15 protein-coding genes, 2 tRNA genes and 2 pseudogenes are annotated in these 17,191 nt (G+C 67.1%); 8 read left to right on the forward strand and 11 right to left on the reverse strand.

Annotated elements, in window-relative coordinates:
* Positions 1–71: 71 nt before the first annotated feature.
* The 3 genes from purL to ACZ5CM_RS05695 all read right to left on the reverse strand — a co-directional run bounded on the left by purL (position 72) and on the right by ACZ5CM_RS05695 (position 3,413).
* A complete protein-coding gene (gene purL / locus ACZ5CM_RS05685) occupies positions 72–2,231 on the reverse strand; it encodes a phosphoribosylformylglycinamidine synthase subunit PurL (protein WP_464641743.1) in 2,160 nt (719 codons plus the stop codon).
* A 122-nt stretch (positions 2,232–2,353) separates the two neighbouring features.
* Positions 2,354–2,827 (reverse strand): disulfide bond formation protein B, encoded by a 474-nt coding sequence (locus ACZ5CM_RS05690; protein ID WP_464641744.1) that lies wholly within the window; start codon positions 2,825–2,827, stop codon positions 2,354–2,356.
* Between the two features lie 7 nt (positions 2,828–2,834).
* A complete protein-coding gene (locus ACZ5CM_RS05695; protein ID WP_464641745.1) occupies positions 2,835–3,413 on the reverse strand; it encodes a YqaA family protein in 579 nt (192 codons plus the stop codon).
* 152 nt (positions 3,414–3,565) lie between these two features.
* Here ACZ5CM_RS05695 and ACZ5CM_RS05700 point away from each other — a divergent pair.
* Positions 3,566–3,651 (forward strand) — tRNA-Leu (locus ACZ5CM_RS05700).
* A gap of 308 nt (positions 3,652–3,959) precedes the next feature.
* Here ACZ5CM_RS05700 and ACZ5CM_RS05705 read toward each other — a convergent pair.
* The 5 genes and pseudogenes from ACZ5CM_RS05705 to ACZ5CM_RS05725 form a co-directional block, all read right to left on the reverse strand.
* Positions 3,960–4,238, reverse strand: a pseudogene (locus ACZ5CM_RS05705) (integrase core domain-containing protein); the annotation flags it as partial.
* Between the two features lie 27 nt (positions 4,239–4,265).
* Positions 4,266–5,425, reverse strand: a protein-coding gene (locus ACZ5CM_RS05710; RefSeq protein WP_464637742.1) for an IS3 family transposase whose coding sequence is annotated in 2 segments (ribosomal slippage) — positions 4,266–5,176 and positions 5,176–5,425 — 1,161 coding nt in all. Because the reading frame shifts where the segments join, the coding sequence is not laid out codon by codon here.
* A 66-nt stretch (positions 5,426–5,491) separates the two neighbouring features.
* Positions 5,492–5,815 (reverse strand): annotated as a pseudogene (locus tag ACZ5CM_RS05715) (transposase); the annotation flags it as partial.
* Positions 5,816–6,059: 244 nt separating this feature from the next.
* A tRNA-Gln gene (locus tag ACZ5CM_RS05720) sits at positions 6,060–6,134 on the reverse strand.
* Positions 6,135–6,285: 151 nt separating this feature from the next.
* Entirely contained in the window at positions 6,286–6,753 is a 468-nt protein-coding gene (locus ACZ5CM_RS05725) for an SH3 domain-containing protein (protein ID WP_464642508.1), read from the reverse strand.
* 206 nt (positions 6,754–6,959) lie between these two features.
* Here ACZ5CM_RS05725 and ACZ5CM_RS05730 point away from each other — a divergent pair, with 206 nt between their 5' ends.
* On the forward strand, positions 6,960–7,946 hold the full coding sequence (locus ACZ5CM_RS05730) for a 2-hydroxyacid dehydrogenase (protein ID WP_464641746.1): 987 nt from the start codon (positions 6,960–6,962) through the stop codon (positions 7,944–7,946).
* Between the two features lie 12 nt (positions 7,947–7,958).
* A complete protein-coding gene (gene thpR, locus ACZ5CM_RS05735) occupies positions 7,959–8,528 on the forward strand; it encodes an RNA 2',3'-cyclic phosphodiesterase (RefSeq protein WP_464641747.1) in 570 nt (189 codons plus the stop codon).
* A gap of 102 nt (positions 8,529–8,630) precedes the next feature.
* Here thpR and ACZ5CM_RS05740 read toward each other — a convergent pair whose 3' ends face one another.
* Entirely contained in the window at positions 8,631–9,380 is a 750-nt protein-coding gene (locus ACZ5CM_RS05740; RefSeq protein ID WP_464641748.1) for a Bax inhibitor-1/YccA family protein, read from the reverse strand.
* Between the two features lie 222 nt (positions 9,381–9,602).
* Positions 9,603–10,559: an NADPH:quinone oxidoreductase family protein gene (locus tag ACZ5CM_RS05745; RefSeq protein WP_464641749.1), complete on the reverse strand. Its 957-nt coding sequence runs from the start codon at positions 10,557–10,559 to the stop codon at positions 9,603–9,605.
* Between the two features lie 352 nt (positions 10,560–10,911).
* Between ACZ5CM_RS05745 and ACZ5CM_RS05750 the strand changes: the two genes are divergently transcribed.
* The 3 genes from ACZ5CM_RS05750 (at position 10,912) to ACZ5CM_RS05760 (ending at position 13,644) form a co-directional block, all read left to right on the forward strand.
* On the forward strand, positions 10,912–11,283 hold the full coding sequence (locus ACZ5CM_RS05750) for a helix-turn-helix domain-containing protein (protein ID WP_464641750.1): 372 nt from the start codon (positions 10,912–10,914) through the stop codon (positions 11,281–11,283).
* Between the two features lie 99 nt (positions 11,284–11,382).
* A complete protein-coding gene (gene hisN / locus ACZ5CM_RS05755) occupies positions 11,383–12,183 on the forward strand; it encodes a histidinol-phosphatase (protein ID WP_464641751.1) in 801 nt (266 codons plus the stop codon).
* Positions 12,184–12,309: 126 nt separating this feature from the next.
* Positions 12,310–13,644, forward strand: coding sequence for an 8-oxoguanine deaminase (locus ACZ5CM_RS05760; RefSeq protein ID WP_464641752.1), 1,335 nt, complete (start codon positions 12,310–12,312; stop codon positions 13,642–13,644).
* 100 nt (positions 13,645–13,744) lie between these two features.
* On the opposite strand, the gene guaD is transcribed toward ACZ5CM_RS05760, so the two are convergent.
* Positions 13,745–15,037 (reverse strand): guanine deaminase, encoded by a 1,293-nt coding sequence (guaD, locus tag ACZ5CM_RS05765; protein WP_464641753.1) that lies wholly within the window; start codon positions 15,035–15,037, stop codon positions 13,745–13,747.
* A 137-nt stretch (positions 15,038–15,174) separates the two neighbouring features.
* Here guaD and mgtE point away from each other — a divergent pair, with 137 nt between their 5' ends.
* Complete coding sequence (gene mgtE / locus ACZ5CM_RS05770; protein WP_464641754.1) at positions 15,175–16,566, forward strand: magnesium transporter; 1,392 nt, start codon at positions 15,175–15,177, stop codon at positions 16,564–16,566.
* The gene (locus tag ACZ5CM_RS05775) at positions 16,551–17,177 is read left to right on the forward strand and encodes a 5-formyltetrahydrofolate cyclo-ligase (protein ID WP_464641755.1); all 627 of its coding nucleotides are present in this window, start codon (positions 16,551–16,553) and stop codon (positions 17,175–17,177) included. Before mgtE ends, ACZ5CM_RS05775 begins: the two co-directional genes overlap by 16 nt.
* The last annotated feature ends 14 nt before the right edge of the window (positions 17,178–17,191 follow it).

Genomic DNA, 17,191 nt, shown 5'->3' on the forward strand with positions numbered 1-17,191 from the left:
CTGAATGTTCGGGTGTAGATGTAGAGCCGCGCCCCCCGCCGTGCAAGGGAAGGGGGGCAATTCATGCCATTCTATCCCACCGCCCGCGCAAAGGCCGAGCGGTAGAGCGCCGAGAGTTCCGCCATCGGGGCCTCGCTCTCGCCCAGGCGCAGGCTGTCGCCGCCGAAGCTGCCGACCTTGGCGATGGTCAGGTCGGCCCTGGCGGCGGCGGCCATCAGGGCCTCGGCCTGGTCGAAATCGCAGGCGATCAGGTAGCGCGCCTGATCCTCGCCGAACAGGAAGGCGATGTCACCCTCGTCGATCTGCACGCCCAGCCCGGCGTTTTCGGCCAGCTCGAAGGCGGCCAGCGCCAGCCCGCCGTCGGAAAGGTCGGTACAGGCGGCAATCCACTGGCGGTGGGCGCGGATGAACTCGCCATGGCGGCGCTCGGCCGCAAGGTCCACGGGTGGGGCGTCGCCTTCCTCGCGGTTCCACATCTCGGCCAGCAGGGCCGATTGGCCGAGATGACCGGAGGTTTCCCCGAGCACCAGCGCAAGATGGCCCTCGCGGACCTCGCAGCCGATGATTTCGTCCGCATCGGCCAGCAGGCCCACGGCTCCGATGGTGGGGGTGGGCAGGATCGCCTCGCCGTCGGTTTCGTTGTAGAGCGAGACATTGCCCGACACGATCGGCATGTCCAGCACCCTGCAGGCGGCGCCGATGCCGTTGATCGCGCCGACGAACTGGCCCATGATCTCGGGCTTTTCAGGGTTGCCGAAATTGAGGTTGTCGGTGCAGGCCAGCGGGCGCGCGCCCACGGCGCAGAGGTTGCGGAAGGCCTCGGCCACCGCCTGGCGGCCGCCTTCCTCGGGGTTGGCCTTCACATAGCGCGGGGTCACGTCCGAGGTAAACGCCAGGTGCTTGGTCGTCCCGTGCACCCGCACGATGCCGGCGCCGATCCCGGGTATGCGGGCGGTGTCGGCCATGACCATGGTGTCGTATTGTTCCCAGACCCATTGTTTCGCCGCGTGGTTGGGCGAGCCGATCAGCGCCTTCAGACCTTCGATCGGATCCAGCGGCGGGATCTCGCCCAGCGGCGGGGGGGGCGGGGTTTCGACCCAGGGCCGGTCGTATTCGGGCGCCTCCGAGGACAGTTTCGACAGCGGCAGGTCGGCCTTGATCTCGTTTCCCTGCATGATGAGAAAGCGGTCCTCGGGGATGGTCTCGCCGACGATGGCGAAGTCGAGGTCCCATTTCTCGAACACGGCGCGGGCCTCGGCCTCCTTCTCGGGGCGCAGCACCATCAGCATCCTCTCCTGCGATTCGGAGAGCATCATCTCGTAGGCGGTCATGTTCTCTTCGCGCTGCGGCACGCGGTCGAGCTGCAGCTTGACGCCAAGGCCGCCCTTGTCGCCCATCTCGACCGCCGAGCAGGTCAGCCCGGCCGCGCCCATGTCCTGGATCGAGATCACCGCGCCGGTGGCCATCAGCTCCAGACAGGCCTCCATCAGCCGCTTTTCGGTGAACGGGTCGCCCACCTGCACGGTGGGGCGCTTTTCCTCGATGGTGTCGTCGAACTCGGCGCTGGCCATGGTGGCGCCGCCCACGCCGTCGCGCCCCGTCTTTGCGCCCAGATAGACCACCGGCATGCCCACGCCCGAGGCCGCCGAGTAGAAGATCGCATCCGCATCGGCCAGACCGGCGGCAAAGGCGTTGACCAGGCAGTTGCCGTTGTAGGCGTGGTGAAAGCGGACCTCGCCGCCCACGGTGGGCACGCCGAAGCAGTTGCCGTAACCGCCGATGCCCTCGACCACGCCATGCACCAGGTGCCGCGTCCGGGGATGGTCGGGCGCGCCGAAGGAAAGGCTGTTCATGGCCGCGATGGGGCGCGCGCCCATGGTGAACACGTCGCGCAGGATGCCGCCCACCCCGGTGGCCGCGCCCTGGTAGGGTTCGATGTAGGAGGGGTGGTTGTGGCTTTCCATCTTGAACACCACCGCTTGCCCGTCGCCGATATCGACCACGCCGGCATTCTCGCCGGGGCCGCAGATCACCTGCGGTCCCTCGGTGGGCAGGGTGCGCAGCCATTTCTTCGAGGACTTGTAGGAACAGTGCTCGTTCCACATGGCCGAGAAGATGCCCAGCTCGGTAAATGTCGGTTCGCGCCCGAGGATGTCGAGGATCCGCTGGTACTCGTCCGGTTTCAGGCCGTGGCTCTCGATCAGGTCGGGGGTGATGGCGGGCTCGTTCATCGCATGTCCTGTTCTGGGTGGCCGGAGTCTGGCGCCTTTTAGGGCAAGCGCGCCGGCGGCGAAAGGGGGGCGTCGGCGCCGCCCGGCCGGTGACATGCGGGGGGGTGAGCGAACGGGGCGCGTCAGCTGCGGCGCTCGGCGCCCGCTGCCGCCAGCCACAGTAGCGCAAGCCCGGCCGAGGCCAGCGCATTCCAGCTGGCCATGGACAGGCCGAACAGCTCCCACGGCACGTCGTCGCAGCGCACCAGTGGTGCGGCCAGGATCTTCTCCATCAGCTGCTCGGGCGTCAGCCCCCCGACCGGGCCGGAGGTGCAGCTGTCCGGCCCCGCCCACCAGCCGCGCTCGACCCCGGTATGCCAGGCGCCGATGCCGGCGGTGGTCAGCGCCGCCAGCGCGCCGGCCAGCGGCAGGGCGCGGCCGGGCAGCCACAGCGCCAGCACCCCGATCGCCACCGCCGCCGCATGGGGCCAGCGCTGCCACAGGCACAGCTTGCACGGCGCCAGCCCGCCCAGGTACTGGAACCCGAACGCCCCGAGCAGAAGCGCCGCCGATCCGCCGGCTGCAAGAAGGATCAGGAGGTTGCGTCGGTTCGCCATCTGGCCCTCACAGGTATTTCACGAGCATGAAACTGCCGATCAGCAGCACGATGAAGACGGTAAACACAAGCCCCAGCCGCTTTTCGATGAAATCCCGGATCGGGGCGCCGAACAGGTAGAGCAGCCCGGCAACGGTGAAGAAGCGCAGCGATCGCGCCAGGATCGAGGTGGCCACGAAGGTGCCCAGGGGCATGGCCGTCCAGCCCGACATGATGGTGATGACCTTGTAGGGAAAGGGCGTGACGCCGGCGGTGAGAACCGCCCAGAATCCGAAATCGTTGAAGCGCGCGTTGAATGCCTCCATCGCGGTTTCCTTGCCCAGCGCCGACAGGATCGGCTGGCCGAGGCTTTCGAAGGCGAAGGCTCCGATCGCATAGCCCAGCATCCCGCCCAGAACCGAGCCGATCAGGGCGACCGCGGCGATCACCCAGGCCCGCCGCGGATGGGCAAGGATCATCGGGATCATCAGCACGTCGGGCGGGATCGGAAAGACCGAGCTTTCCACGAAGGCCACGGCGAACAGCACCCACAGGGCGCGCGGGTGATCGGCATAGGCCAGCGTGGTGTCGTAAAGGCGTCTGAGCATGTGGTGGCGGTCCTGCGGTCCCTGATCCGGTCGTGTCCGAAAGTCGCCGGCAGGCAAACCATGCCGGGGCGTGGGCGTCAACGGGGCAGGGTCAGGCGGGCGGGATTTGGCTCTGGACCTTGGGCGCGGGCGGCGGTAATCCGTTCGTTGTGGCCCAAGTGGCGGAATGGTAGACGCAGGGGATTCAAAATCCCCCGCCCGCAAGGGCGTGCGAGTTCGAGTCTCGCCTTGGGCACCACGCCGCATCCCGGGACGGAGGAGCGTCCGGCCCGGCCTATGCGGGGGCACCACGCAAGGCCCCCGTCGATCTTCGTCAATCAGGGTCGGCCCGGTCGAGATACCCGATCCGGCTGGTGGGAATGCGGTTTTCCGACAGGATCAGGATCATGCGCTTGCCATCGGTGTGGTCGGGCTGCCAGCCCCGGCGCGCGAGCGTTGCCCCGGCCGAAGATCGCGAGGTTGAGCGGATCGCCCCCGACGGCGGTTGCAGGGCTGCTTCGGGGGGGCATGCCGCAGAAGTGATCTTGCCCCCGTTTCACCGGACACCTAAGCGGTTTCGGTTTGGGCCCTTCGGAACTCGCGTGGCGAGCGCCATTTGAGGGCCGAGTGCGGGTGGTTTTCGTTATAGTCTTCGATCCAGCCCCCGATCAACTCGAGAACGGTTTGGGCATCGGGCAGCGGGTTGACCTGGACATAATCGCGCTTGAACGTGTGGACGAAGGCCTCGGCCATGCCGTTGGATTGCGGGCTTTTCACCGGCGTGAAGCAGGGTTTCAACCCCAGCTGTCGGGCGAAGGTCCTGGTTTCGCGGGCTGTGTAGGGGCTATGACCTGCCCCCCAATGGTCCCTCATTCATAACGAGAGTCTGCGGGTTTGGTTTTCATAATCTGCGGTTTCGGTTTGGGCAAGCGCGCCGGGCGCGGAGCCTTTGGGTCGCTCAAGCGTCCGGCGCGCTTGGGCCGGCGTCTGGTTCCCCAGCGATGAGTGGGGCCTGACGTTGTTATAATCATAGCGCCACAGGGCCAGTTTTCGGCGGGCGTCATCGAGAGTATCGAACAGCTCCTCGTTCAGAAGCTCGTCACGCAGGCTGCCATTGAACGACTCGATGAAGGCATTTTGCTGAGGCTTGCCAGGATCGATGTAATGCCAGTCGACGTCATTGTCGTCCGCCCATTTGAGGATCGCCCGACTGGTGAACTCGGTCCCATTGTCAGAAACAATGCTTTCAGGCTTGCCATGGAGGCGGACAAGAGCATCAAGCTCGCGCGCCACACGCGCGCCCGAGATGCTGGTGTCGGCAACCAGGCAGAGGTTCTCGCGACAGCAATCGTCGATCACCGCCAGGATGCGGAACCGACGCGAAGCACCAAACGTGTCGGAGACAAAGTCCAGGCTCCATCGCTGGTTTGGCCTGATCGCCTCGGGCATTGGCGTCCTCGAGCCTCTGGCGCGCTTGCGCCCGCGCCGCCGTTTCACCGACAACCCTTCTTCGCGATACAGGCGATAGAGTTTCTTGTGGTTCATGATCATTCCCTTGCGTTCGAGCAACACGCCGATCCGTCGGTAACCGAAACGGCGGCGCTTGCCCGCAATCTGCTTCATCGCTTCGCGGATCTCCGGATGGTCCGGCGGGCGTTCGCGCCGGACCGTCTTGGGATCGACACCGACCAGCCTGCAGGCCCGGCGCTGCGAGATGCCATGATCCCGCATCGCCCGCAGCGCTGCATCACGCCGCGCGCTCGGCGTCGTCAGTTCTTTCCCAGGAGATCCTTCAGGACCGCGTTGTCCAGCATCGCATCGGCCAACAGGCGCTTGAGCTTGGCATTCTCGTCCTCAAGCATCTTCAGGCGCTTCACGTCCGAAAGCCCCATGCCGCCGTATTTCGACTTGTACTTGTAGAACGTCGCCGGGCTCAGCCCATGCCGGCGACAAACCTCCACCGTCGGCATTCCGGCCTCCTGTTCCTTGATCATCGCAATGATTTGCGCCTCCGTAAAACGGCTCTTTCGAATTCGTCTGCTCCTTTCTGATCGGGCAGACTCTACTTCAAAATGCGGGCGTTGGCGGGGGGCAGGTCACTTGTTCAAAGCTTCCTTGAGGATCTCCACCTCCAGCGTCTTGCGCCCGAGCTGGCGCTCCAGCTCGCGGATGCGCGCCTCCATCTCGCGCACGGTGCGGTTGCTGGTCACGCTGTCATCCCCGCTCACGGCGATGCTTCCTCCCTCCAACATCAACTTGCGCCAACGATACAGCAGATTGGGGGCAACGCCATTGCGCCGGGCAACGGCCGATATGCTGTCGTGACCTTGCAGTGTTTCCTCGACAATTCGAAGCTTCTCGGCCGCCGACCAGCGGCGGCGACGACCACCATCGGTGATGATCTCAACATCGGACATGAGCATATGCTTAAGCCTGTGCCTAAGCCTCCTTGGTTGGGCTTAGGTGTCCGGTCGAAATGGGGGCCGGTTCAAGAAGGAATTGGCCAAGCTGGCTCGGTTTCACCCGGCCTGCGGGCAGGGCTTCCTCGCAGTGTGATCCGCGTCGGGGAAAGGTTGCGTGGTGAAACCCTGGCGAAGGCGGGTCAGCCGGTGTTGCCGTGCCTGGCAATCTCGGCGGCGCGTATCGGTCACGATGTCCGGCAGTGCGTGGCTGGGGTGGTAGGATTCGAACCTACGGTACACGGTACCAAAAACCGCTGCCTTACCACTTGGCTACACCCCAACGGTGGCGGCTAATTACGCGCCTTGATCTTTCTGTTCAAGGGCCATCGGCAAAAAAATTCACCCGATTTTCCGTTTCCGCCAAGCCTTGATCTGCGCCACGTGCGGCCGCATCGGTTGCCCGGTGCGCGTGGGTGAAGAAATGCCTTGCTCTACTTGCGGATCTCGTCCGGATCCACGCCCCAGAGGTCCTTTTTCGGGGCCCAGCCCTGATAGCCGCTGGCCGAGATCCGGCACCAGTCGCGGAGGCATTTGCCCAGCCGGGCCACCACGCCCAGCTCGAAGGTGGCATTGACTGGTGCGCGGGGATCGGGGCGGGCCCGCACCGGCAGCATGTCGCGTTCCACCAGAACCGTGCGCACCCCCGAGAGCAGGGCGTAATGGATCCAGCCGCCGGCGCCGTCGCGGTCCTCGACCCGGCGCCAGTTGCCGTATTCGGCGGTCACGCGCAGCGGCATCCCGCGGCGTTTGAACACCCAGTCGATGCGGTGGGTCAGGGACGGGCCGCGCCGCACGTTACCCTCGTCGGTCTTGAGCGAAACGTAACGCGGCAGGGGCAGGTTGGTGACCGGCCCGCGGGTGCCGGTTTCGGGGATCTCGCCCGGATCCGCCGCGGCCATGCCCGCCAGCGCAATCGCCACGACCGCACCCGCCGCGCCAAGGCGCCTTCGCAATGCCGAAACCGTCATGTTCTGCCTGCCCGATCTTTCGCCGAAAAAGGCTGCGTCATTTCTGCCCGGCCAACTCGTGCGTTCTTGTGCCCCGCCGGTTCCTGCGCTTTGATGCCATCACGACACCTGATTTGCAAAGCGGCGGGAGAGCGGACGTGCCAAGAGAACGACTGAGTGTTGTCGTAACGCGACGGTTGCCGGAGGTCGTGGAAACGCGGCTGAGCGAACTCTTCGATGTCCGGCTGCGCGAGGATGACGCGCCGATGTCGCGCGAAGAACTGGTCGAGGCCGCGCGCGGGGCCGATGTGCTGGTGCCGACGCTGACCGATGCAATCGATGCGAATTTCCTGGCCCGCTGCGGCGACCGGCTCAAGCTGATCGCCAATTACGGCGCCGGGGTCGATCACATCGACGTGGCCACCGCGCGCCAGCGCGGGATCCTGGTGTCGAACACCCCCGGCGTGCTGACCGACGACACCGCGGACATGACCATGGCGCTGATTCTGGCCGTCACCCGGCGCCTGCCCGAGGGGATGGCGGTGATGCAGAAGGGGGAATGGCACGGCTGGTCGCCCACCGCCTTCCTGGGCGGGCGTCTGGGCGGGCGGCGGCTGGGCATCCTTGGCATGGGCCGCATCGGCCAGGCGGTGGCGCGCAGGGCGCGGGCCTTCGGCATGCAGATCCATTATCACAACCGCCGCCGCCTGCGCCCCGAGATCGAGGAAGAGCTTGAGGCCACCTGGTGGGAGAGCCTCGACCAGATGGTGGCGCGGATGGACGTGATTTCGGTCAACTGCCCCTCCACCCCTTCGACCTTCCACCTGATGAACGCGCGGCGGCTGAAGCTGATGAAGCCCACCGCGGTGATCGTGAACACCTCGCGCGGCGAGGTGATCGACGAGAACGCGCTCACCCGCATGATCCGCGCCGGCGAGATCGCCGGGGCCGGGCTGGATGTCTATGAGCGCGGCGCCCAGGTCAATCCGCGCCTGCGTCAGCTGCCCAATGTGGTGTTGCTGCCGCATATGGGCTCGGCCACGGTCGAGGGGCGCATCGAGATGGGCGAAAAGGTCATCATCAACATCAAGACCTTCGAGGATGGCCACCGTCCGCCGGACCTGGTTCTGCCATCGATGCTGTGACCGGGGCAGAGGATGCGGGCCTTTCTGGCCATTGACCTGCCCGATGAGGCCAGGGCCGCACTGGTCCGCTTGGGGCGGCAAATCCGCCCGGGCCGGCGGATGCCGGCGGACAACCTGCACCTGACGTTGGCCTTTCTGGGCGAACAGGACGAGGAGACGCTTGCCGCGCTGCACCAGCGGCTGGAGGCGGCCGTCCGCCCGGGTTTCGAGCTTCGCCTTGCCGGGCTGGGCGTCTTCGGCGGCCGCAGCCCGCGGGCGCTGTTCGTGGCGGCCGACCCCGCCCCCGACCTGATGGCGCTGCATCGGGCGATTCTGGCCGATCTGCGCCGGGTCGGGATCGAACCCGAAAGGCGGCGCTATCGCCCGCATGTGACTCTGGCCCGTTTCGGTAAGGGGCTGGACCGGGCCGAGGCGCGGCAGATCGCCGGATTTCTCGAAGAACAGGCCGGTTTCGCCCTGCCGCCCTTTCGGGTCGCGCAGTTCGGGCTTTTTCGCTCCATCCTGCGCCCCGAAGGCGCGCAGCACGAGGAACTGGCCAGCTATCCCCTGACGGCGCCGCCCGGCCGGGACGCGTCCCGCTGATCCGTTGGAAGGTCTCGGCGCAAGGCCACGGACGGGGCGCGAAAACGAAAAGGGCCGGTCGCAAGGACCGGCCCCCTGTCGATGCCTGAATTCAGGCCGCGCTTATTCTCGATTTCCGAGCAGCTGCAGCAGGAACATGAACATGTTGATGAAGTCCAGGTACAGTTGCAGCGCGCCCATGATCGCGGACTTGCCCAGCCATTCGCTGTCGCCCGACTGGGCGTGCTGAAGGTAGGTGACCTTGATGTTCTGGGTGTCATAGGCGGTCAGGCCGGCAAAGATCAGAACGCCGATGACGCTGATGGCGAAATAGATCGCCGGGCTGCCCAGGAAGATGTTGATGACCGAGGCCACGATCAGGCCGATCACGCCCATGATCAGGAACGATCCCCAGCCCGAGATGTCCTTCTTGGTGGTGTAGCCCCACAGCGACAGGCCCGCGAAGGAAATCGAGGTCACGAGGAAGACCTGAGCGATCGACATGCCGGTAAAGGCCACGAAGATCCAGCTGAGCGAAAGCCCCATCAGCGACGCGAAGGCGTAGAAGAAAAGCTGCGCGGCGGCGGCCGACATGCGGTTGATCGTTGCGCTGAAGGCAAAGACCATGATCAGCGGCGCAAACATCGCGATCCAGCCGAGGATGTTCGGCTTCAGCGTCAGCGGATCGCGGAAGATGCCCAGCAGCGCCGGGCTGCTTCCTACGGCCCAGGCCACCAGGAAGGTCAGCAGCATGCCGACCGACATGGTGCTGTAGACCTTGTTCATGTGGGCGCGCAGACCCTCGTCGATCTGGGCCGCGCGTACGCCGGCAGCCGTCCGGCCCGTCATCTGGCGAGTGTCGAATTCAGCCATTCATCATCTCCATCCATCTCTATTGGTCCGCCAGGCCCGTTCGGGTGGCGTTCCCTTGGAATATTGGAGCCTCGACCGGGGGTTTCAAGCATTTTGGGCGCAAATCGGCGCGATTTGTCCCGGGGGATGCAATGGGGATGCAATCTTGTCCGAAACCGGTCCGGAAAGGGGCAGAATCAAGGCGTGCGGGCAGGCTGCGGGCCGGGGGAATCCGCGCGGCGTTTAGGGCGTGATCACCACCTTGCCGGTGGACCGGCGGCTGCGCAGAAGCTCCAGCCCGCGGGCCGCCTGCTCCAGCGGCAGGACGTGGCTGACATGCGGTTTCAGCCGCCCCTCGAGATACCATCCGATCAGGGTGCCGAGGCTGTTGCGCACCACCTCGGGCCGGAATTTCAGATAGCCCCCGATATAGAACCCGATGACGGTCAGGTTCTTGACCAGCAGGTGATTGGCCGGGATCTGCGGCACCTCGCCCGAGGCAAACCCGATTGGTAGCAGCCGTGCCTCGGGGTTGCAGGCCCGGAAGGCGGCCTTCCAGGCATCGCCCCCTACCGCGTCATAGACCACATCGGCACCGCCAAGCTCCAGCACCCGCGCCCGCAGGTCATCTCCGGCGTCGATCAGGTGATCGGCCCCGGCGGCGCGGGCCACCGCCAGCTTGTCGCCGCCGCGCGCCTGGGCGATGACGCGCGCGCCCATCAGCCGGCCGATTTCCACCGCCGTCAGACCGACGCCGCCGGCGGCCCCGGTGACCAGCAACGTCTCGCCCGGTTGCAGCCGTGCCCGGTGATCCAGCGCGATGTGGCTGGTGCCATAGGCGATCTGGAAGGCGGCCGCGTGCTCGAAACTCATGGCATCGGGAATGGGCACCGCGCGGGCGGCGTCGAAGGCGCCGAACTCGGCCAGCCCGCCATGCCCGGCATAGACCGCCACCCGGTCTCCGAGGGCGAATCGGGTGACGCCTTCGCCCAGCTCCTCGACCGTTCCGGCGACCTCCATTCCCGGCGTGAACGGGGTGGGGGGCGTGTCCTGGTAGGTGCCCTTCTGCATCAGCAGATCCGCGAAATTGAGCCCGCAGGCCCGGATCCGCAGGCCGATCTGCCCCGGCCCGGGGCGCGGTTTCGGAATATCGACCATCTCTGCCGCGGCCCCTGTCGCCGCGATCCGTATTGCCCGCATGTGGGATCTCCCGTATTTCCCGGCGTATAAAGGCGGTATTCGGTGGCTCTCGTCAAAGGTCCGGGCGGGGATGCGCCGAATTGCCTCGTGTTTCACGGCCGGAGGGTCGCCGGGTCCGCCCCGGGGCTGTCCGGGGGTGGCCCGGTGCCTGATACAACCACCAGCCTTGAAGGCCCGGATCGGAATCAACTGGCTTGAAATGGCGGAAAAAGGGTTTAGACTGCAGGTCATGGTGCCGGCTGGCCCATGACGGGGGATGGGATGGCCCGGTCCGCACCGACAGATGCGGGGGATGGAAATACCCGGGTCCCGGCGCCGGTCGGCCGCTGTTAATCGATATGAGGAGGAACCGATGCCACATCCTGTAGATGTTCATGTCGGCAAGAGAGTTCGGCACCGTCGCTGGATGATCGGCATGACTCAGCAGCAGCTTGCCGAAAAGGTCGGCATCAAGTTCCAGCAGATCCAGAAATATGAAACCGGCGCCAATCGAATCAGTGCGTCGCGCCTGTGGGACATTGCCGAGGCGCTCGACGTGCCGGTGAGCTTCTTCTTCGAAGGGCTGGAAGAGAGCGCGAAATCCCCCGGGGAAAAACCCGCCATGCCGGTCGATCTGATGGGCGACAAGGAGGCCTTGGATCTCGTGCGCTCGTACTATGCGATCCCCGAGAACCAGCGCCGCCGGCTTTTCGAACTGGCCCGTGTTCTCAGCGAAGTGGCCTGAACGGTTCGTCGTTGCGTTTCGGTCGCAGTGCATGACGCGGCAGGCCGGCGGTTCCCGAAGCCTTTGCATCCGGGGGCAGAGCATGATCGCACGACTGCCATGAGCATTGCCGATCTGACCGACCTCGACGTGGCTCACCTGATGGCGGATGCGGCCCGGCGGACGATCCTGCCCTGGTTCCGCCGCTCTGACCTGACGGCCGAGAACAAGGCCGCCGGCGGGTTCGACCCGGTGACGGTGGCCGACCGGGAAGGCGAACGGGCCATGCGCGCGGTGCTGGCCGAGCATCGTCCCGAGGACGGGATCTTCGGCGAGGAACTGGGCCGGCGATTCGGGACCAGCGGTCGGACCTGGGTGCTGGACCCGATCGACGGCACGCGCGGTTTCATCTCCGGCACCACCAGCTGGGGGGTGCTGATCGCACTGACCGAGGCGGGCGGGCCGGTTCTCGGCATCATCGACCAGCCCTATACCGGTGAACGCTTCGTGGGGGCGCCGGGGACGACGGCGCTCAGCGGGCCGTTCGGCACCACGGCGCTGACCACGCGCGCCACCCGGCACCTTGCCGACGCGATCCTGTTCTCCACCTTTCCCGAGATCGGCACCGACGACGAACGCGCAGGATTCGAGGAGGTTTCCGCGCGCGTCCGGCTGACCCGCTTCGGAATGGACTGCTATGCCTATGCGCTGCTGGCGGCGGGGCATGTGGACCTGGTGATCGAGGCCGGGCTGAACGCCTACGACATCCTCGCGCCGATGGCGGTGATCCGGGCCGCGGGCGGTGTTGTCACCGACTGGCGCGGCGGGCCGGCCGAGAGCGGCGGTCGGGTGCTGGCAGCGGCCAATCCCACCCTCCATGCCGAGGCGCTCTCCATCCTCTCGCGCGTGCCGGAGGCTTGACGCATCTGCGCCGGCGCGCCATTTTTCCCCCGCGCCGGTTCTTCCGCCCGCTTTCCGCCGGCGCCCGCACTTCGCCGTTGAGGCGGGCCGCAACGGAAGTGAAGTGTGGACCCTGCCATGCCCGCCATGACCGAAATCCTGATCCGCAAGGCCGACCTCGTCCTGACCATGGACGATGACGGGCGCGAACTCGCCGAGACCGACATCCTTGTGCGCGACGGCACCATCGCCGCCATCGGCCCGGGGCTGCGCAGCTCCGGACCGGTGGTCGAGGCCCGGGGCTGCGTGGTCACGCCGGGGCTGGTGAACACCCACCACCACCTGTATCAGAGCCTTACCCGCGCGGTGCCGGGGGCGCAGGATGCGCCGCTGTTCGACTGGCTGAAGACGCTCTATCCGATCTGGGCCCGTTTCGGCCCCGAAGAGATCTACGTCTCGGCCCTGACCGGGCTGGCCGAACTGGCGCTGTCGGGCTGCACGCTGAGCGCCGATCACCTCTACCTCTACCCCAACGGCGCGCGGCTGGACGATACCATCGCGGCGGCGTCCGAAATCGGCCTGCGCTTTCACCCCACCCGCGGTGGCATGAGCATCGGCGAAAGCGCCGGCGGGCTGCCGCCCGATTCCCTGGTCGAGGGCGAAACCGCCATCCTGAACGACGCGATCCGCGTCATCGACGCCTTCCACGACCCCTCCGAAGGCGCCATGTGCCGCGTCGGCATCGCCCCCTGTTCGCCCTTTTCGGTCAGCCGCGACCTGATGCGCGAAGCCGCCCTGCTGGCCCGCGACAAGGGCGTGATGCTGCACACCCACCTGGCCGAGAACGACGAGGACGTGGCCTACAGTCTCGAACGGTTCGGCTGCCGCCCCGGGCAATATGCCGAGGACCTGGGCTGGACGGGCCCGGATGTCTGGCACGCCCACTGCGTGAAGCTGGACGGGCAGGAAATCGCCCTTTTCGCGCGCAGTCGCACCGGGGTTGCGCACTGCCCCTGCTCGAACTGCCGGCTGGGCAGCGGCATTGCCCCGCTGCGCGCGCTCCGCGACGCCGGGGTGCCGGTGGGGCTGGGGGTGGACGGCTCGGCCTCCAACGACATGGCCAGCCTCCTGGCCGAGGCCCGCCAGGCGATGCTGCTGCAAAGGGTGGCCCGCGGTGCCGGTGCCATGAACGCGCGCGAAGCACTGCGGATCGCCACCCGTGGCGGCGCCGACGTGCTGGGCCGCCCCGATTGCGGCCGTCTCGCCCCGGGCAAGCGCGCCGATCTGGCCCTGTGGGACATCTCGGGCATCGACACCGCCGGCAGCTGGGACCCGGCGGCGCTGCTCCTGGCCGGCCCCGCCCGGGTGCGTCACCTGTTCGTCGAGGGACGCCAGATCGTCCGCGACGGCCGGATCGTCACCATCGACCTGCCGCGCGTGCTCGAACGCCACAACGCGCTGGCGCGCAAACTGCGCGACTGATCCCTTCCTCTTGCCCCAAATACTCCCGCCGGAGGCACTGCCGCGCCAAAGGCGCGGCTCGCCCGCGTGACGCGCGCCCTGCGCGCGTCGCCTTCATCCTTCACCTTTCGACAACCCGCCGCCCGCCGATCCAGACTTCGACCACGGCCCGGTCGTCGCCCATCATGATGGTCGGAAAGACCTCTTCCCACAGATCCTCGGCCCGCGCCGCCCGCTGTGCAATGGCCGGGGTCGAGGTCAGGTCCAGCACCACCAGGTCCGCCTCCATCCCCGGCGTGGCATTGCCGATCCGGTCTGCCATCCGCAGCGCCCGCGCCGAACCTACCGTCGCCAGCCACAGCAGCTGCGCCGGGTGCAGCGCATGGCCGCGAAGCTGTGCCACCTCGTAGGCCGCCGCCATGGTCCGCAGCATCGAGAAGGACGACCCGCCCCCGGTATCGGTCGCCAGCCCCACCCGCTGCCCCTCGGCCATGGCGCGGGCCATGTCGAACAGTCCCGAACCGATGAAGCTGTTGGAGGTGGGGCAGTGGATCAGCGCCGCGCCCACCTCGCGCAGCCGGTCGCGCTCGCGCGGCTCCAGATGGATCGCATGGCCGTAAAGCCCGTTCGCCCCCAGCAGCCCGTGCGCCTCGTAGGTATCCAGATAGTCGCGCGCCGAAGGAAACAGCGATTTCACCCAGGCGACCTCCTCGACCTGTTCGCTCAGATGGGTCTGCATCAGGCAATCGGGATGTTCCGCCCAGAGCGCGCCCAGCGCCTCCAGCTGTTCGGGGCTGGAGGTGGGCGAGAAGCGGGGCGTGATGACATAGGACAGCCGGCCCACCCCGTGCCACCGTTCCAGCAGCGCCTTGCTGTCGTCATGGGCGGTCCGGGCCGTGTCGCGCAGCCCCTCGGGGGCGTTGCGGTCCATGCAGGTCTTGCCCGCCGCCACCCGCTGGCCGCGCCGGCGGGCCTCGGCGAAGAAGGCATCGACGCTTTCGGGGTGAATGGTGCAGAAGCTGCACACGGTGGTGGTGCCGCAGCGGGTGGTCAGGTCCAGGTAGCGCGCGGCGATTTCGGCGGCATGGGCGGGGTCGGCGAATCGCATCTCCTCGGGGAAGGTATAGCCGTCGAGCCAGTCGATCAGCCGCTTGCCCCAGCTGGCGATGATCGCGGTCTGGGGATAGTGCACATGGGCGTCCACGAATCCGGCCATGATCAACCGCTCGCCGTGATCGGCCACCGCCGCCCGTGGATAGTGCGCCTTCAGCTGGTCGAACCCGCCGCGCCCGACGATCCGCCCGCTGCTGATCGCCAGAGCCTCGTCCAGCCGCGCGGCCTCATGCGCAGGCACCGCGAAGGGATCGGCGGTGAAGGACAGGACCCGCCCCTTCAGGATCGTTTCGCCACCCATCTGCCTGCACGCTCCTCCCGGCTCTGCTCTCGGTCAGGGTAGCTGCGCGGTTTCCCGCCGTAAATCGCGCCATTTTCATTGTTTTCCACGAGCAGCTTCTTCTATATGCCGGCTAACCGACAGCGGGGGCGGATGGAATGGCGGGCGCGGACCAGATCACACTCGAACAGCCTCGCGAAGACGGGGCCTATGAGCTCGACCAGCGCATGGTCGCGGCGATTCTCGACGCGGTCGAGACCGGCGACCGCGCGCGCCTGACCCGCCTGATGGAGCCGCTGCACGCGGCCGACATCGCCGACCTTCTGGAGCAGATCGACAGCGACGAGCGCGCCCGCCTGGTGCGGCTGTATGACACCGGCTTCGACGGCGACATCCTGTCGGAGCTCGAGGAGGGCGTCCGCGAGGAGATCCTCGAGATCCTGCGCCCGCAGGTCCTGGCCGAGGCGGTCCGCGAGCTGGAAACCGACGATGTGGTGGATCTGGTCGAGGATCTGGAAGAGCCGCAGCAGGCGGCCATCCTCGACGTTCTGGAGGATGCCGACCGCGATGCGGTGACCCGGGCCCTGACCTACCCCGAAGGCTCGGCCGGCCGCCTGATGCAGCGCGAGGTGGTGACCGCGCCCGAGCACTGGACCGTGGGGCAGGCCATCGACTTCCTGCGCGAGGCCGAGGATCTGCCCGACCAGTTCTATCACGTGATCCTCGTCGATCCGCGGATGCACCCGGTGGGCAATGTCACCCTGGGGCGGATCATGGCCTCGCGCCGGGAGGTGCCGTTGAAGGACATCGTCGAGGATGTCTTCCAGGTGATCCCGGTGGACCAGGACGAGGCGGATGTGGCCTATGCCTTCAACCAGTATCACCTGATCTCGGCCCCGGTGGTGGATCAGGACGGGCGGCTGGTAGGTGTCATCACCATCGACGATGCCATGACCGTCCTGGACGAAGAGCACGAGGAGGACATCCTGCGCCTTGCCGGGGTGAGCGACGAATCAAGCCTTTCCGACACGATACTGGAGGCGGCCAGGGGGCGGGCGACCTGGCTGTTCGTGAATCTGCTGACGGCGATTCTGGCCTCGGTGGTCATCGACCTGTTCGCGGACACGATCGACCGCATGGTGGCGCTGGCGGTGCTGATGCCCATCGTCGCCTCGATGGGCGGCAATGCCGGCACCCAGACCATGACGGTGGCGGTGCGGGCGCTGGCCACGCGCGACCTGACCGCGCAGAATGCCATGCGGGTGGTGTGGCGCGAGGTTTCGGTGGGGGCGCTGAACGGGCTTCTGTTCGGGCTGGTGATGGCGGTGGTGGCAGCGTTGTGGTTCGGGATGCCGATGCTGGCGGTGGTGATCGGCTCGGCCATGGTGCTGACGCAGCTGGCGGCGGCCCTGGGCGGGATCGCCATTCCGATGCTGCTTGACCGGGTGGGGATCGATCCGGCGCTGGCATCGGGGCCGTTCGTGACCACGGTGACCGACGTGGTGGGCTTCTTCGCCTTCCTGGGGCTGGCGTCATGGGTGCTGCTGTGAACGGGCTGGAGGCGCGCAAGGCCGCAGCCCGCAAGGCGGCGCTGGCCCGGCGCAGGGCTGCGCACGAGCGGGGCGGGGCAGGGCGTGCGGGGCGCCTGTCGGAAGTGCTGGCGGGCTATCGCGGCGCGCCGCTGGCCGGCTATTGGCCCATCCGCTCCGAGATCGATCCGCGCCCGGCCATGGCCGAGGCCGCCGCTTACGGGCCGGTCGGCATTCCGGTCATCATCGCGGCGGGGCAGCCGCTGAAGTTCAGCCGGTGGGAGCCGGGCATGGCGATGCGCGACGGCCCGTTCGGTGCCAAGGTGCCGCAGGTGGAGGAATTTTTCGATCCCGAGATCCTGATCGTGCCGCTGGTGGCGTTCGATCTGCGCGGCGGGCGGCTGGGCTATGGCGGCGGTTTCTACGACCGGACGCTGGAGCTGTTGCGCGGCAGGGGTGCGGTGCTGGCCATCGGTTTCGCCTATGACGTGCAGCAGGTCGAGGATCTGCCACTGGAGCCCACTGATCAGCCCATGGACATGATCGTGACCGAAAGCCGCATCATCGATCTGCGGGGAAAGGGGGGCTCTGCCCCCCTCGGCCCTGCGGGCCTCTCCCCCCGGAGTATTTGAGGCAAGAGGAAGGT

This window comes from Piezobacter thermophilus, from assembly GCF_055386745.1.

Bases quoted from the DNA above. Each gene is read 5' to 3' on its own strand.
- purL (WP_464641743.1), bottom strand. From the start codon at position 2,231: ATGAACGAGCCCGCCATCACCCCCGACCTGATCGAGAGCCACGGCCTG.
- ACZ5CM_RS05690 (WP_464641744.1), bottom strand. From the start codon at position 2,827: ATGGCGAACCGACGCAACCTCCTGATCCTTCTTGCAGCCGGCGGATCG.
- ACZ5CM_RS05695 (WP_464641745.1), bottom strand. From the start codon at position 3,413: ATGCTCAGACGCCTTTACGACACCACGCTGGCCTATGCCGATCACCCG.
- ACZ5CM_RS05725 (WP_464642508.1), bottom strand. From the start codon at position 6,753: ATGGCCGCGGCGGATCCGGGCGAGATCCCCGAAACCGGCACCCGCGGG.
- thpR (WP_464641747.1), top strand. From the start codon at position 7,959: ATGCGGGCCTTTCTGGCCATTGACCTGCCCGATGAGGCCAGGGCCGCA.
- ACZ5CM_RS05740 (WP_464641748.1), bottom strand. From the start codon at position 9,380: ATGGCTGAATTCGACACTCGCCAGATGACGGGCCGGACGGCTGCCGGC.
- ACZ5CM_RS05745 (WP_464641749.1), bottom strand. From the start codon at position 10,559: ATGCGGGCAATACGGATCGCGGCGACAGGGGCCGCGGCAGAGATGGTC.
- ACZ5CM_RS05750 (WP_464641750.1), top strand. From the start codon at position 10,912: ATGCCACATCCTGTAGATGTTCATGTCGGCAAGAGAGTTCGGCACCGT.
- hisN (WP_464641751.1), top strand. From the start codon at position 11,383: ATGAGCATTGCCGATCTGACCGACCTCGACGTGGCTCACCTGATGGCG.
- ACZ5CM_RS05760 (WP_464641752.1), top strand. From the start codon at position 12,310: ATGACCGAAATCCTGATCCGCAAGGCCGACCTCGTCCTGACCATGGAC.
- guaD (WP_464641753.1), bottom strand. From the start codon at position 15,037: ATGGGTGGCGAAACGATCCTGAAGGGGCGGGTCCTGTCCTTCACCGCC.
- mgtE (WP_464641754.1), top strand. From the start codon at position 15,175: ATGGCGGGCGCGGACCAGATCACACTCGAACAGCCTCGCGAAGACGGG.
- ACZ5CM_RS05775 (WP_464641755.1), top strand. From the start codon at position 16,551: ATGGGTGCTGCTGTGAACGGGCTGGAGGCGCGCAAGGCCGCAGCCCGC.